This window comes from Goodfellowiella coeruleoviolacea, assembly GCF_024171785.1.
Lineage (GTDB): Bacteria > Actinomycetota > Actinomycetes > Mycobacteriales > Pseudonocardiaceae > Goodfellowiella > Goodfellowiella coeruleoviolacea.
Window position 1 is genome coordinate 266,425 of record NZ_JAMTCK010000008.1, and the last position, 15,099, is coordinate 281,523.

At 73.2% G+C, this 15,099-nt stretch carries 12 protein-coding genes and 1 pseudogene; 9 read left to right on the forward strand and 4 right to left on the reverse strand.

The window, feature by feature from the left end:
- Positions 1-180: 180 nt before the first annotated feature.
- The gene (locus LX83_RS19130; RefSeq protein WP_308204005.1) at positions 181-945 is read right to left on the reverse strand and encodes a DUF305 domain-containing protein; all 765 of its coding nucleotides are present in this window, start codon (positions 943-945) and stop codon (positions 181-183) included.
- Entirely contained in the window at positions 942-1,883 is a 942-nt protein-coding gene (locus LX83_RS19135; RefSeq protein WP_253773266.1) for a DUF3105 domain-containing protein, read from the reverse strand. Before LX83_RS19135 ends, LX83_RS19130 begins: the two co-directional genes overlap by 4 nt.
- Positions 1,884-2,139: 256 nt before the next feature.
- On the opposite strand from LX83_RS19135, the gene argS reads away from it, so the two are divergent.
- From argS to rho, 6 genes are all read left to right on the forward strand, one after another.
- Positions 2,140-3,801, forward strand: coding sequence for an arginine--tRNA ligase (argS, locus tag LX83_RS19140; RefSeq protein ID WP_253773268.1), 1,662 nt, complete (start codon positions 2,140-2,142; stop codon positions 3,799-3,801).
- Positions 3,801-5,225 (forward strand): diaminopimelate decarboxylase, encoded by a 1,425-nt coding sequence (lysA, locus tag LX83_RS19145; RefSeq protein ID WP_253773270.1) that lies wholly within the window; start codon positions 3,801-3,803, stop codon positions 5,223-5,225. Before argS ends, lysA begins: the two co-directional genes overlap by 1 nt.
- Before the next feature lie 38 nt (positions 5,226-5,263).
- Positions 5,264-6,550 (forward strand): homoserine dehydrogenase, encoded by a 1,287-nt coding sequence (locus LX83_RS19150; protein WP_253773272.1) that lies wholly within the window; start codon positions 5,264-5,266, stop codon positions 6,548-6,550.
- Positions 6,547-7,644: a threonine synthase gene (thrC, locus tag LX83_RS19155; RefSeq protein ID WP_253773274.1), complete on the forward strand. Its 1,098-nt coding sequence runs from the start codon at positions 6,547-6,549 to the stop codon at positions 7,642-7,644. The genes LX83_RS19150 and thrC overlap by 4 nt, the downstream gene beginning before the upstream one ends.
- A complete protein-coding gene (gene thrB, locus LX83_RS19160) occupies positions 7,641-8,630 on the forward strand; it encodes a homoserine kinase (RefSeq protein ID WP_253773277.1) in 990 nt (329 codons plus the stop codon). The genes thrC and thrB overlap by 4 nt, the downstream gene beginning before the upstream one ends.
- A gap of 459 nt (positions 8,631-9,089) precedes the next feature.
- Positions 9,090-11,168 carry a transcription termination factor Rho gene (gene rho, locus LX83_RS19165; RefSeq protein ID WP_407649612.1) on the forward strand — a complete coding sequence of 693 codons (2,079 nt, stop codon included), beginning with the start codon at positions 9,090-9,092 and terminating at the stop codon, positions 11,166-11,168.
- A gap of 111 nt (positions 11,169-11,279) precedes the next feature.
- Here the strand turns inward: rho and LX83_RS19170 are convergent.
- Both LX83_RS19170 and LX83_RS19175 read right to left on the reverse strand, forming a co-directional pair.
- Positions 11,280-11,558 (reverse strand): annotated as a pseudogene (locus LX83_RS19170) (CHAP domain-containing protein); the annotation flags it as partial.
- Positions 11,559-11,753: 195 nt separating this feature from the next.
- On the reverse strand, positions 11,754-12,275 hold the full coding sequence (locus LX83_RS19175) for a hypothetical protein (protein WP_253773280.1): 522 nt from the start codon (positions 12,273-12,275) through the stop codon (positions 11,754-11,756).
- A 323-nt stretch (positions 12,276-12,598) separates the two neighbouring features.
- On the opposite strand from LX83_RS19175, the gene rpmE reads away from it, so the two are divergent.
- From rpmE to prmC, 3 genes are all read left to right on the forward strand, one after another.
- The gene (gene rpmE, locus LX83_RS19180; protein ID WP_253773282.1) at positions 12,599-12,811 is read left to right on the forward strand and encodes a 50S ribosomal protein L31; all 213 of its coding nucleotides are present in this window, start codon (positions 12,599-12,601) and stop codon (positions 12,809-12,811) included.
- Between the two features lie 227 nt (positions 12,812-13,038).
- A complete protein-coding gene (gene prfA, locus LX83_RS19185) occupies positions 13,039-14,148 on the forward strand; it encodes a peptide chain release factor 1 (RefSeq protein ID WP_253773284.1) in 1,110 nt (369 codons plus the stop codon).
- Positions 14,145-15,032, forward strand: coding sequence for a peptide chain release factor N(5)-glutamine methyltransferase (gene prmC, locus LX83_RS19190; protein WP_253773286.1), 888 nt, complete (start codon positions 14,145-14,147; stop codon positions 15,030-15,032). The genes prfA and prmC overlap by 4 nt, the downstream gene beginning before the upstream one ends.
- Positions 15,033-15,099 lie beyond the last annotated feature (67 nt).

Here is a 15,099-nt window from a genome sequence, read left to right on the forward strand (position 1 = left end):
GTCCTTGCTGCGGCAAGGGCCTGGGTGGGGGCCGTGACCTCGGCCCGCCGCCCCGGGAAGAGGCAGGCGCCGCGCACGGGACAACGCCTGGCTCACGCCAACGGGCCGCCACCCGGGAGAGGGTGACGGCCCGTTGGTCGTGGTGATCACCAGACCGGCGTCGGCCGGTTTTCGCGGCGGCTAGTTCTGCAGCGGCTCGGCGCCCCGCTGGCGCAGCATCTCGGTCATCACGGTGACCTCGTTGCCCTGCGACTTGAGCATGTTGTCGGCCAGCGTGCGGACCACGCTCTGGCTGGCGTGCTTGGCCGCGTAGTCGGCCATGGGCGCGCCACCCTGGTGGTGGCGCAGCATCAACTGGAGGAAGTAGACGTCGAAGTCCCGGCCGGACAGCGAGCGCAGCCGGGCCAGCTCGCTCCCGGTGGCCATGCCGGGCATGGGCGCGGACGCGTCAGCCGGTGCGGCACCGCTGCTGGTGGCGCCCGAGTGGCCGTGTCCACCCGACTCGGCCATCCAGGCCATGTGCTGGCCACCGACCACCTGGTCGGGCTGGTTCCACAGGCTCAGCCAGCCCTTCATCCGGCCCACCTGCTCCTGCTGGGTGCTCTCGATGTCGAAGGCCAACTGCCGGACCTCCGGATCGGTGCTGCGCTCCCGCGCCGCGTTGGCCATCTGCACGCCCTGCAGGTGGTGCTGGGACATGTCCTGGCAGAAGCCCACGTCCACCGAGTCGGCCGCGGGCACACCCGGCGCGGAGTCGGCGAACGGGAGCCGGATGAGCAGCCCGACCGTGGCCCCCAGCAGCAGCACGGCCACCACCGCGGCCGACATGACCAGGGTCCGGGTGGCCGTGCCGGCGCGGGAACCGGCCGCCGACCGGTCGGTGTCCAACGTCACATCGCCCGGACGGGGGTCGGTGGGCTGCTCGTCGTGGGTCACCGGGCTCATCCGCCGTTCTGCGTGCCCGAACTCTGGGTGCCCGAACCCTGCGTGCCCGAGTTCTGGGTGCCCGAACCCTGGGTGCCCGAGTTCTCGGTCGAGCCGCTGGCCGGCGGGTTCGAACCCGAGGTCACCGCGCCGGTGGTCCCGGTCTGCGGGTTGCCCATCTGCTGTTGCTGCTCGTCGGTGGCGGTCTCGCCACCGTCCATCGGCACCGCGTCCGCACCCGGCGGCTCGGCCACGAACGCCGGCGGGTTGTCCGGGTCGAACTGGCCGGGGCCGAGCGCGTCGCAGGACGCGCCGATCTCCGGGTAGGTGTACTGGTTGGTGCGCAGCGACTGGATGAACTGGTCGATCCGCTCGTCGTCAACGCTGTCCAGCTTCAGCTGGTGACCCCAGGACTGCAGGGAGACCGGCTTGTCCAGCCCCGGGTAGGGCGACATCATCATGTACTGCTGGCCGTTGACCTTGCCCGCCAGCTTGGTCAGGGCGTCCCCGGTCACCTGGTCCGGGTTGTAGGCGATCCAGATCGCGCCGTGCTCCAGCGAGTGCACCATGTTCTCGGTGCGCACCGGGTTCGGGTACACCACACCGGTGCACGCCGCCCAGGCGTTGTCGTGCGGTCCACCGAACGGCGGGCTCTGGTCGTAGGCCACCCGCTGGGTCGCGGACACGTGCTTGCCCGACGGGTACTCCTTCTTCACCACCCCGGCGATCTGGTCGGACGGGTCCTTGTTGGTGTCCGAGGGCTTCCACTTCGCCAGCGCCGCCTCGCGCTCGTTGCGCGCGGAGATCTGGCTGTACGCGTAGCCGAACACCGTGCCGGCGAGCGCCAGGACGGCGACCACCGCGATGATCGTGCCCCAGGGCGTGGATTTCTTCGTCACCACCGAGGCGCGCGCCTGCTGCAGGCTGCGCTGCGCCTTGGTCTTCCTACCGCTGGTCATGCCCGATGGACCTCGTCTCGTGACCTACATGACGCCGATGTCACTGCCGCGTGCTGTGCGCGCGCTGACCGCGCGCCGCCGGCCAGTGTAGAGATCCCGCGTCGGAATCCTGTCAATCCAGGCCAACGCAGGGTGACCAACGTCCCCGAAGTGGTGATCGTGGCGGTATCCGGGCGTCCGTTCGGGCCATCACCGGGCGGTTCGCGGGCCATAACCCGCTCGTTAGCTGCGGGAACACATGCCTAAAATCTGCTGGGTGACTCCCGCAGCGCTCGCCGACCTCGTTCGTACCACCGCCGTGCACGTGCTGTCCACGCGTGGCCTGGACACCACCGCCCTGCCCGCCGCGGTGACGATCGAGCGCCCGCGCAACCCCGAGCACGGCGACTATGCCACAAACCTGGCCCTGCAGAGCGCCAAGCGGCTCGGCCTGTCCCCCCGCGAGCTGGCCGGCTGGCTGGCCGAGGCGCTGGCCGAGACCGACGCCATCGCCGCGGCCGAGGTCGCCGGCCCCGGCTTCCTGAACCTGCGGCTGGCCGCCGACGCCCAGGGCGACATCGTCCGGGCCGCGCTGCAGGCCGGCGACGACTACGGCCGGGGCGAGGCGCTCGCCGGCCGGTCGATCAACCTGGAGTTCGTCTCGGCCAACCCCACCGGCCCCATCCACCTGGGCGGCACCCGCTGGGCCGCGGTCGGCGACGCGCTCGGCCGCATCCTGGCCGCGCAGGGCGCCCAGGTCACCCGCGAGTACTACTTCAACGACGCCGGCGCGCAGATCGACCGGTTCGTCCGGTCGCTGATCGCCGCGGCCAAGGGCGAGCCCGCGCCCGAGGACGGCTACGGCGGCGCCTACATCGCCGACATCGCCGCCGAGGTGCTGCGCCGCGAACCCAGCGCGCTGTCCCTGCCCGGGGCCGAGCGGCACGAGGCCTTCCGGCGGATCGGCGTCGGCCTGATGTTCGACGAGATCAAGCGGAGCCTGCACGAGTTCGGCACCGACTTCGACGTCTACTTCCACGAGAACTCCCTGCACACCTCCGGCGCGGTCAGCAGGGCCGTGGAACAGCTCAAGGAGTCCGGTGCCCTCTACCACGCCGACGGCGCCTGGTGGCTGCGCTCCACCGAGTACGGCGACGACAAGGACCGGGTGGTGATCAAGAGCGACGGCCAGCCCGCCTACATCGCCGGTGACATCGCCTACTTCCAGGACAAGCGCGGCCGCGGCTTCGACCTGTGCATCTACATGCTCGGCGCGGACCACCACGGCTACATCGGCCGGCTCAAGGCCGCCGCCGCCGCGTTCGGCGACGACCCGGACAGCGTCGAGGTGCTCATCGGCCAGATGGTCAACCTGGTCAAGGACGGCAAGCCGGTGCGGATGAGCAAGCGCGCCGGCACCGTGGTCACCCTGGAGGACCTGGTCGACGCGGTCGGCGTGGACGCCGCCCGCTACTCCATGATCCGCTCCTCGGTGGACTCCTCGCTGGACGTGGACCTGGACCTGTTCAGCAAGCGCAGCAACGAGAACCCGGTGTTCTACGTGCAGTACGCGCACGCCCGGCTGGCCTCGATGGCCCGCAACGCCGCCGAGTTGGGCATCGACCTCGGTGACGTGGCCGACGCCGACCTGGGCCTGCTCACCCACGACCGGGAGGGCGAGCTGATCCGCACCATCGGCGAGTTCCCCGCCGTGGTGGCCACCGCGGCCGAGTTGCGCGAGCCGCACCGCCTCGCCCGCTACCTGGAGTCGCTGGCCAGCGCCTACCACAAGTGGTACGACACCTGTCGGGCGCTGCCCCAGGGCGACGAGCCGGTCACCCCGCTCAACATCGCCCGCCTGCACCTGAACAACGCGGCCCGCCAGGTCCTGGCCAACGGCCTCGGCCTGCTGGGCGTGACCGCACCGGAGCGGATGTGATGCGCGCCCACCCCGCCGGCCCCCGGCACGCCGACGTCATCGTGCCGGCCAACACCGCCGGCCCCCGCCCCACCGGCCACGAGGAACTGGACCGGCTGCACCCTGCGGTGTGGCCGCGCAACGCCGAGCGCGGCGCGGACGGCGTGGTCCGTCTGTCCGGTGTGGACGTTCGGGCGCTGGCCGAGGAGTACGGCACGCCCCTGTTCGTCGTGGACGAGGCCGACTTCCGGTCCCGCTGCGCCGACCACGCCACCGCGTTCGGCGACCCCGCCCTGGTGCACTACGCCGCCAAGGCGTTCCTCAGCGTGGAGATCGCCCGCTGGATCGCCCAGGAGGGCCTGAGCCTGGACGTGTGCAGCGGCGGCGAGCTGGCCGTGGCACTGGCCGCGGACTTCCCACCGGAGCGGATCACCTTCCACGGCAACAACAAGTCCGTGGCCGAACTGGTCAGGGCGGTGGAGGCCGGCATCGGCACGGTCGTGCTCGACTCGTTCCACGAGATCGCCCGGCTGGACCAGATCGCCAGGGAACGCGGCGTGCGCCAGTCCGTGCTCATCCGGGTGACCGTGGGCGTGGAGGCGCACACCCACGAGTTCATCGCCACCGCGCACGAGGACCAGAAGTTCGGCTTCTCCCTGGCCGCCGGCGACGCGGCCGAGGCGGCCCGCCGGGTGCTCAAGGCCGAGGGCCTGCGCCTGGTCGGCCTGCACAGCCACATCGGCTCGCAGATCTACGACGCCAACGGGTTCGAGGTGGCCGCCCGCCGCGTGGTCGGGCTGCTGCGCGCACTGCACGACGAGCACGGCGCCACCGCCATGACCGACGTGACCACCCTGGACCTCGGTGGCGGCCTCGGCATCGCCTACACGCCCAACGACGACCCGCCGCCCCCGGCCCAGCTGGCCAGGCAGCTGCACGAGATCGTGCGGCGCGAGTGCGAGCAGGCCGGCCTGCCCGTGCCCAGGGTCGCGGTCGAGCCGGGCCGGGCCATCGCCGGACCGGGCACGGTCACCCTCTACGAGGTCGGCACCATCAAGGACGTCACCCTCGACGCCGGCGCCCAGCGCCGCTACGTCAGCGTGGACGGCGGCATGAGCGACAACATCCGCACCGCCCTCTACGACGCGGTCTACGACTGCCGGCTGGTGTCGCGCTCCGCCGGCGAGCAGGCCGAGGCCACGCTGTCCCGCGTGGCGGGAAAGCACTGTGAGTCTGGTGACGTTGTGGTGCGGGACTGCTGGCTTCCCGACAACCTGGGACCGGGCGACCTGCTCGCGGTCGCCGCCACCGGCGCCTACTGCTACGCCATGGCCAACGGCTACAACCGGCTGCCCCGCCCGGCCGTGGTGGCGGTCCGCGACGGGCGGGCGCGGCTGCTGTTGCGTCGGGAGACCGACGCCGACCTGTTCCGGCTGGAGGCTTAGTGACCTGGGGTAATGCCACTGGGGGCACACCCAAACCGGTGCGTGTGGCACTGCTCGGCTGTGGGACGGTGGGCACCGAGGTCGTCCGGCTGCTGCGCGAGCAGGCCACCGACCTGGCCGCGCGCGTCGGCGCGCCCGTGGAGCTGACCGGCATCGGCGTGCGCCGACCCAACAAGCACCGCGGCCAGGTGCCCGCCGAACTGCTCACCACCGACGCCGCCGCCCTGGTCGACTCGGACGTGGACGTGGTGGTCGAGGTCATCGGCGGCATCGAGCCGGCCCGCACCCTGCTGGTGACGGCGCTGCGCGCGGGCAAGTCCGTGGTGACCGCCAACAAGGCGCTGCTCGCCGAGCACGGCGCCGAGCTGTTCGCCGCCGCCGACGCCTCCGGCGCCGACCTGTACTTCGAGGCGGCCGTGGCCGGGGCCATCCCGCTGCTGCGGCCGCTGCGCGAGTCACTGGCCGGTGACCGCATCACCCGGGTGATGGGCATCGTCAACGGCACCACCAACTACATCCTGTCCGCCATGGACAGCACCGGCGCCGGCTACGCCGAGACCCTGGAGGAGGCCAGCCGGCTGGGCTACGCCGAGGCCGACCCCACCGCCGACGTGGACGGCTACGACGCCGCGTCCAAGGCGGCGATCCTGGCGTCGCTGGCCTTCCACACCCGGGTCACCGCCGCCGACGTGCACCGCGAGGGCATCGCCTCGGTCACCGCGGCCGACATCGCCGCGGCCAAGGCGATCGACCGCACGGTCAAGCTGCTGGCCATCTGCGAGCGGGTCACCCACGCCGACGGCCGCGAGTCGGTGTCGGCCAGGGTGCACCCGGCCATGATCCCGCGCAGCCACCCGCTGGCCGGCGTGGGCGGCGCGTTCAACGCGGTGTTCGTCGAGGCCGACGCCGCCGGCCAGCTCATGTTCTACGGCCGGGGCGCTGGTGGCGCGCCCACCGCCAGCGCCGTGCTCGGCGACCTGGTCGCGGCCGCCCGCAACCGGGTGGTGGCCGGCCGGGGGCCGCGCGAGTCCGCCTACGCCGACCTGCCGGCGCAGCCCATGGGCCAGGTCTCGACCAGGTACCACATCAGCCTGGACGTGGCCGACCGGGCCGGGGTGCTCGCCCAGGTCGCCGCGGTGTTCGCCGAGCACGACGTGAGCATCGCCGCGGTCCGCCAGGAGGGCCGCGTCAACGACGCGAGCCTGGTCATCGTGACGCACGGCGCCTCGGACGCGGCGCTGCGCTCCACCGTGGACAAGATCGGTGGACTGCCCGTGGTGCGGGAGGTCGTCAGCGTCATGCGAGTGGAGGGCGAACAGCCGTGACCGTCGCTTCTGGGCCGCTGGGGGCCGGCACCCTGGCCGGTGCGGGCTGGCCGGGCGTGATCAACGCCTACGCCGACCGGATCGCCCTGCCCGAGGGCGCCGAGGTGATCACCCTGCACGAGGGCGGCACCCCGCTGGTCGAGGCGCCGCACCTGGCCGAGCTGACCGGCTGCCGGGTGCTGCTCAAGGTGGAGGGCGCCAACCCCACCGGCTCGTTCAAGGACCGCGGCCTGACCGTGGCCATCACGCACGCCCGCGCCACCGGCAGCAAGGCGGTGATCTGCGCGTCCACCGGCAACACCTCGGCGTCGGCCGCCGCCTACGCGGCCAGGGCCGGGATGACCAGCGCGGTGCTGGTGCCCAGCGGCAAGATCGCCCTGGGCAAGCTGGCCCAGGCCGTGATGTACGGGGCGCGCATCCTCCAGGTCGACGGCAACTTCGACGACTGCCTCGAACTGGCCCGCAAGACCGCGGCCGACCACCCGGTCACCCTGGTGAACTCGGTCAACCCGGTGCGCATCGAGGGCCAGAAGACCGCGGCCTTCGAGATCTGCGACGTGCTCGGCCGCGCGCCGGACGTGCACTGCCTGCCGGTGGGCAACGCCGGCAACATCACCGCGTACTGGAAGGGCTACCGGGAGTACGCCGAGGACGGCGTGGTGGCCGGCACGCCCCGGATGTTCGGCTTCCAGGCGGCCGGCGCGGCCCCGCTGGTGCACGGCGCGCCGGTCAGCCACCCGGAGACCGTGGCCACCGCCATCCGGATCGGCAGCCCGGCGTCCTGGGCCGGGGCGATCGCCGCCCGCGACGAGTCGGACGGGCTCATCGCCGCCGTCACCGACGAGCAGATCCTGGCCGCCTACCGGCTGCTGGCCGCCCGCGAGGGCGTGTTCGTGGAACCCGGTTCGGCCGCCAGCGTGGCCGGGCTGCTGGCCACCGCGCGCGACGGCCGGCTGCCCGCCGGGTCGCTGGTGGTCTGCACGGTCACCGGCCACGGCCTCAAGGACCCCGACACCGCCCTGCTCGGCCTGGGTGAACTCGCCCCCGTGCCGGTCGACCCCGGCGCGGTCGCGGCCGCGCTGGAGCTGGCGTGACCGCCGCCGGGACCAGGGTGGCCGCCCGGTCCTCGGGGGTGGGCGCCTCGGGCGTGCGGGTCACGGTTCCGGCGTCCTCGGCCAACCTCGGGTCCGGCTTCGACGCCCTGGGCCTGGCCCTGGCCCTGCACGACGTGGTCGAGGTCCGGCCCACCCAGGCCGGGCTCACCGTGTCGGTCACCGGCGCCGGCCAGGACCAGGTTCCGCTGGACGAGCGCCACCTGGTGGTGCGCGCCCTGCGGGCCGCCTGCGAGGTGACCGGGATCACGCCACCGGGTCTGGATGTGCGCTGCCGCAACGCCATTCCGCACTCCCGGGGCCTCGGCTCGTCCGCCGCCGCGGCCGTGGCCGGGGTGGCCGCCGGGTTCGCCCTGGCCGGCCGGCCGGTGGACGCCGAGGCGCTGCGGCTGGCCGCCGAGTTCGAGGGCCACGCCGACAACGCCGCCGCGAGCCTGTACGGCGGCCTGGTGGTCGCCTGGTCGGAGCAGGGCCGGTTCGCCGCGGTGCGCCTGGAGCCGCACCCCGCGCTGGCCCCGGTGCTGCTGGTGCCCGAACAGGAGTCCACCACGCACACCACCCGCGGCCTGCTGCCCGACCGGGTGCCGCACGCCGACGCCGCGTTCGCGGCCGGCCGGGCCGCCCTGGCCGTGCACGCGTTCACCCGGGAGCCCGCGCTGCTGCTGGCCGCCACCGAGGACCGGCTGCACCAGTCCTACCGGGAGAGTGCCTGGCCGCGAACCCTGCGCGTGGTCAACGACCTGCGCGCGCTTGGCGTGCCCGCCGCGGTCTCCGGCGCCGGGCCCACCGTGCTGGCGCTGCCCGGCGCGGCCGGCCTGCCCGCCGAGGTCGACCTGACCGGGTTCACCGCCCACCACCTGGCCGTGGACCGCGCCGGCGTCCGGGTCGAACCGATCGGCGGCGAACCCGACAGCGGTGGACCCGACAGCGGCGGACCCGACAGCGGTGGACCTGTTCGGGTGTCCTGAAACCAGGCACAGCGGACGAACCAGCCCGCGTCGCGCCCGCCACGGCGACCCACTACGGTATGCCCTGGTGCCACGGTAATCGGGTAGCTGGAATACCAGCCGGGCGCCTGACGTTGACTGGAACACGCCACACCGAGGCAGGTTGTTGCACCTGGCCCGAGCGGCGTCTACCCTCGGGGGCGATCAGTCACCGCGCGCACGGGCGCCGGTGCAGTTCCCGGGCATTCGTTCCGGGTCGCATCTCCTGCTGAGCTGGCTCTGCGCCGTTAGGGCGGGGTCGACGCTGACAGGTACCCGATTGCCGCGGTGGCCGAAGTCCCATGTAGGCGGTCCCGTCGTTCGTGTGAACACTCTCGCGCCTGGGCCGCCTCCACTGGGCGAACGTGCCGGTCCGCATCCCGTCGGACGGCAGGTCCGCTGGACCGCGTAGGAGGCGTGGTCCGGTCAGGAAGGACATGTGTGAGCAACACCGATCTGTTGAGCAGCGACGCGGGTCCTGCTTCATCACCAGCCGCAGCGGCTGGTTCACACGACCTGCAGGCCGTGTCGTCCGCCACCCGGTCCAACACCAAGGAGAACACGCTGACCACTTCCAACGGCAGCTCGCCGCGTCGTCGTGCCGGCCTGTCCGGCATGGTGCTCGCCGAGCTGAGGGAGCTTGCCGGCCAGCTGGGCATCACCGGGATCGCGGGCATGCGCAAGGGCGACCTGATCGCCGCGATCAAGGAACGGCAGGGCGGTACCTCCGGTCGGGGCAATGCCGCGACGCCGCCGAAGGCCGCCGAGCAGAGCACCGCCGCGCCCGCCGCTGAGAAGCCGGCGAGCCGGCCCACCCGCCGCCGCGTGCAGCAGGAGCCCGACCCGGCCCAGCAGCAGCTGGCCGTGCTGGACCGGCAGGCGGACAAGCCCGCCGAGGCACCGGCCGAGACCGCCCAGCCCGCCGCTGACCGCTCGGCCGGCGGCGAGGACGAGGGCACCCGCCGGGGCAACCGCAGGCGCCGGGCCAGCTCCCGGCCGGCGGGCAGCCCGGACGGCGCCGAGCGCACAGCCGGTGACGGCCAGGCCGAGCGCGGGCAGGGCGAGCGCGGGCGCGCCGAGCGCGGCGACGAGCGCACTGGCGAGCGCCAGCAGTCCGAGCGCGCCGACCGGTCCGGTGAGCGCACCGGCGACCGGTCCGCGGACCGGTCGGGTGACCGCGCCGGGGACCGGTCCAGCGACCGCTCCAGCGACCGCTCCGGCGACCGCTCCGGCGACCGCCAGCAGGGCGGCCGGCCCAGCGCCGACGACGATGACGACCGCAACCGGCGGGGCCGCCGGTTCCGCGACCGCCGGCGGCGTGGGGGCCGCGGCGAGGGCGGCAGCAGCAGCGGCGGCGGCAGCGACACCGAGATCCGCGAGGACGACGTGCTGCTGCCGGTGGCCGGCATCCTCGACGTGCTGGAGAACTACGCGTTCGTCCGCACCTCGGGCTACCTGGCCGGCCCCAACGACGTGTACGTGTCGCTGTCGCTGGTGCGCAAGTACGGCCTGCGCCGCGGTGACGGCATCAAGGGCGTGGTGCGCCAGCCGCGCGAGGGCGAGCAGCAGCGGCAGAAGTTCAACCCGCTGGTGCGGGTGGACTCGATCAACGGCATGGAGCCGGAGGCCGCCAAGAACCGCCCCGAGTTCCACAAGCTGACCCCGCTGTACCCGAACGAGCGGCTGCGGCTGGAGACCGAGCCGCACATCCTCACCACCCGGGTGATCGACCTGGTGATGCCGGTGGGCAAGGGGCAGCGCGCGCTGATCGTGTCGCCGCCCAAGGCCGGCAAGACCTCGGTGCTCCAGGCGATCGCCAACGCGATCACCACGAACAACCCGGAGTGCCACCTGATGGTGGTGCTCGCCGACGAGCGGCCCGAGGAAGTCACCGACATGCAGCGGTCGGTGAAGGGCGAGGTCATCGCCTCCACCTTCGACCGCCCGCCGTCGGACCACACCACCGTGGCCGAGCTGTCCATCGAGCGGGCCAAGCGGCTGGTGGAGATGGGCTACGACGTGGTCGTGCTGCTGGACTCGATCACCCGTCTCGGCCGGGCCTACAACCTGGCCGCGCCGGCGTCCGGTCGCATCCTGTCCGGTGGTGTGGACTCCACCGCCCTGTACCCGCCGAAGCGGTTCCTGGGCGCGGCCCGCAACATCGAGGGCGGCGGCTCGCTGACCATCTTCGCCACCGCGCTGGTGGAGACCGGGTCCACCATGGACACGGTCATCTTCGAGGAGTTCAAGGGCACCGGTAACGCCGAGCTGAAGCTGGACCGCAAGATCGCGGACAAGCGGACGTTCCCGGCCGTGGACGTGGACCAGTCCAGCACCCGGAAGGAGGAGCTGCTGCTCTCCCCGGACGAGCTGGCCGTCACCCACAAGCTGCGCCGGGTGCTGCACGCCCTGGACAGCCAGCAGGCGATCGAGCTGCTGCTCGACCGGTTGCGCAAGACGCGCACCAACATCGAGTTCCTGATGCAGATCGCCAAGAGCGCCCCGGGCAACGACGACTGACCAGTCGAGCGGCCCAGCGCCAGGCAGGCCGACGGCCCCACCGGATCGCGAAATCCGGTGGGGCCGTTGGTTTTCTCGCGTTCGCGTTCTCCGCCGATGGACGGATCCGGACTACCGGCTGGGCACGGCGCCCGGCGTCCAGCCGAGGTAGTTGTTGGAGTAGCCGTAGCCGCCGCCGGCCGTGGTGACGTGGCCGATCTTGCCGCCGACGCTGGTGGCGTAGAAGCCGCCGGCGCCGTCGGAGATGCCCACGTGCCCGTACCGGCTGATGTTCCAGTACGCGAAGGCACCGGCCGGTGGGTTGCGGTCACCCCTGTGCTTGGTGCTGGCGCCGTTCCAGTAGTGGGCGATGGCCGAGGGCCACACCCCGGTGGTCCGAACTGCCTCCTGTTTGTTGTTGATTAGTAACCAACTGCCGCAAGAAGCTAGTGAGGGATTTCCGTGGCGTCACTACGCCGGACGGCCCAACCTGGATCAGTGGCTCGACGGGCGAACCCGTGCGCGAACCAGGCACGGCCCACCCGCGCCGACCAGAACCGTTGGTCGGATGGGTCGACCCGGGCCGGCGGGTCGGTCAGGGCTCGGTCAGCGACCGGCGGCGATCGGGGCGGCCGCGTTCCCGGCTGCTGCCCTCCCGGACGCGGGGTTCTCGGCCCCTGAGCCTTCGGCCCCTGAGCCTTCGGCCCCTGAGCCTTCGACCGCTGAGCCTCCGACCGGTGGGCCCGCGGTCACCGGGCGCTCGACCGGGGAGGCCTCGGTCGCGGTGTCCGAGTCCGCCGCCTGCCGGTGCCGCCAGCACACCACGGCCAGCGCGGCCACGGCGGGCACGCCGACACCCGCGGCCACCGCGGTCGGCAGGGACAGGCCGTCGATGCCCAGGCCCACGGCCAGCACCGCGACCGGGTAGGACCAGCGCAGCCAGCGCCGCTGCCAGCGCGCACCCCAGCTCACCCGGCCGCTGGTGGCAATGGTCACCGCGGCGGCGGCACCGAACACCGAACTGGACAGGACCACGTGGAAGCCGGGCCGGGTGATCATGTCGACCAGCCAGGCCCCGGCCACGATCACGCCGGCCACGGCAGCGGTGAACACGATCGGGATGGCCAACCACATCGACACTCTGAGTGGGCGGCCAACAGCGCACAGCACGGCTCCCAGTGTGGAAGTGGCCACGGATGCGCGCTCGCCGGAACACCCCCAGAACGGGTGGACGGTCGTACTCTGCGCCAAACGGCTGAAAACCCCGGACGAGCGGTCACGGACGAGTGACGTGACCCGGCCGGTTGGCCCGGGCGGGAACACCTGACCGGCGCGGGGCGTTGCAGCCAACGTCAGCCCGTCTGGCACACTGTGAGGTCGAGTCCGGCTCCGGTTCACCCCATGGGGCAAAGGCCCAGGGGACCCGGCGGCCGTAACGAGAGGACGAGACGTTGAGGACTGGTATCCACCCCGAGTACGTGCCCACCCAGGTCACCTGCGGTTGCGGCAACACCTTCACCACCCGCAGCACCAAGACTTCCGGTGCCATCCAGGTCGAGATCTGCTCGAACTGCCACCCGTTCTACACCGGCAAGCAGAAGATCCTCGACACCGGTGGCCGCGTGGCGCGCTTCGAGGCCCGGTACGGCAAGCGCAAGAAGTGAACTGAGGAGTCGGTGCGGCCAGCCCCGCGCCGGCTCCACGGCTCCGCCCACCGGACCCCGGTTCCACCGCGGAGCAGCACGTACCCCACGGCGCCCGCCCGAGCGCACCCCGCGCCGGGCGGGCGCTGTCGTGTGGACGTCGCGCCCGACGAGACCCCGCCCAGTTGACCGGCCCCTCGCTCTCGCCCGGCGGGCAGGCGGACCGAACCGATCCCACCGGAGTGCTCATGACCCCTCCCGTGCAAGCTCCCCTGCCGGAGGCCCTTGACGCGCTGCTCGCCGAGCACGCCGACCTGGAACAACGCCTCGCCGACCCGGCCGTGCACGCCGACCAGGCCAACGCCCGCCGGCTCGGCCGGCGCTACGCCCAGCTCACCCCGATCGCCCGCACCGTGCGCGAGCTGGAACAGGCCCGCAACGACCTGGTCGCCGCGCGGGAGCTGGCCGAGGAGGACCCGGCCTTCGCCGGCGAACTGGCCGAGCTGGCCCAGCGCGTGCCCGAGCTGGAGGCCCGGCTCGGCGAACTGCTGCTGCCGCGCGACCCGCACGACGCCTCCGACGTGATCCTGGAGATCAAGTCCGGTGAGGGCGGCGAGGAGTCCGCCCTGTTCGCCGCCGACCTGCTGCGCATGTACCTGCGCTACGCCGAGCGCCGCGGCTGGCGCGCCGAGGTGCTCGACGGCATCGAGTCTGAACTCGGCGGCTACAAGGACGTCACCGTGGCCATCAAGGGCCGGGGCGACGAGGCCGAGGGCGTGTGGGCCCGGCTGAAGTACGAGGCCGGCGTGCACCGCGTGCAGCGCGTCCCGGTCACCGAGTCACAGGGCCGCATCCACACCTCGGCCGCGGGCGTGCTGGTCTACCCGGAGCCCGAGGACGTCGAGGTGGACATCGACGAGAAGGACCTGCGCATCGACGTGTACCGGTCCTCGGGGCACGGCGGGCAGAGCGTGAACACCACCGACTCGGCCGTGCGCATCACCCACCTGCCCACCGGCATCGTGGTCACCTGCCAGAACGAGCGCTCCCAGCTGCAGAACAAGGCCAGGGCCATGCAGGTGCTGCGAGCCAGGCTGCTCTCCCTGGCCGAGGAGAAGGCCCAGCAGGAGGCGTCCGCGACGCGGCGCAGCCAGGTGCGCACCGTGGACCGGTCCGAGCGGGTCCGCACCTACAACTTCCCGGAGAGCCGCATCTCCGACCACCGCGTGGGTTTCAAGGCCCACAACCTGGACGCGGTGCTCGACGGCGACCTGGACGCCGTGCTCGACGCGCTGACCGAGGCCGACCGGGCCGAACGCCTGGCCGCCAGCGCCGAACCCGAGGCAGCCCGGGCATGACCGCCGGCACCAGCGGCACGGGTGTGCGCCAGCCGCTGCGGCCGGCCCTGCTCGCGGCCGAGCGGGTGCTGGCCGACGCCGGTGTGGCCAGCCCCCGGGTGGACGCGGAACTGCTCGCCGCGCACGTGCTCGGCGTGCCCCGCACCAGACTGCCCCTGGTCGGCCCGGTGGACGCCGCCGCACTGGACCAACTGGCCGACCTGGTCCGGCGGCGCGCCGCCCGGGTGCCCCTGCAACACCTGACCGGCTGGGCGGTGATGGGGGAGCTGACCCTGCGGGTCGGCCCCGGCGTGTTCGTCCCCCGCCCGGAGACCGAGCTGCTGCTCGCCTGGGGCCTGGACCAGCTGCGCGGCACCGACCGGCCCGTGGTGGTCGACCTGTGCACCGGCTCGGGCGCGCTGGCCCTGGCCGTGGCCAACGCCCGACCCGACGCCGTGGTGCACGCGGTCGAGCGGGACACCGCGGCCCTGGCCTGGACCCGCGACAACGCCGCCGCGCGCGCCGAGGCCGGCGACACCCCGATCCGGCTGCACCAGGCGGACGTGACCGACCCGGCGCTGCTCGCCGACCTGGCCGGTGGCGTGGACCTGCTGCTGTGCAACCCGCCCTACGTGCCGGCGGCCACGCCGGTGCCCCCGGAGGTCGCCGACCACGACCCGGCCCAGGCGGTGTTCGGCGGCGCCGACGGGCTCGCGGTGATCCGCCACGTGGTCACCGCCGCCGCGCGGCTGCTGCGCCCCGGCGGGGCCGTGGCGGTGGAGCACGACGACACCCACGGCGCGGCCGTGCCCGCCCTGTTCACCGCGCACCAGGGGTTCACCGAGATCGCCGACCACACCGACCTGGCCGGCCGGCCCCGCTTCGCCACCGCCCGCCGCGCCTGAGCCCCGGCCGGGGTTCTCCCGCCGCTGCCGGTTCACGCGTCCCGGGCCGGTACTTCGACCGGGTGTC

Coding starts and splice junctions, on each gene's coding strand:
- prfA (WP_253773284.1), top strand. CDS start 13,039: ATGACCCCTCCCGTGCAAGCTCCCCTGCCGGAGGCCCTTGACGCGCTG.
- lysA (WP_253773270.1), top strand. CDS start 3,801: ATGCGCGCCCACCCCGCCGGCCCCCGGCACGCCGACGTCATCGTGCCG.
- prmC (WP_253773286.1), top strand. CDS start 14,145: ATGACCGCCGGCACCAGCGGCACGGGTGTGCGCCAGCCGCTGCGGCCG.
- LX83_RS19130 (WP_308204005.1), bottom strand. CDS start 945: ATGAGCCCGGTGACCCACGACGAGCAGCCCACCGACCCCCGTCCGGGC.
- LX83_RS19135 (WP_253773266.1), bottom strand. CDS start 1,883: ATGACCAGCGGTAGGAAGACCAAGGCGCAGCGCAGCCTGCAGCAGGCG.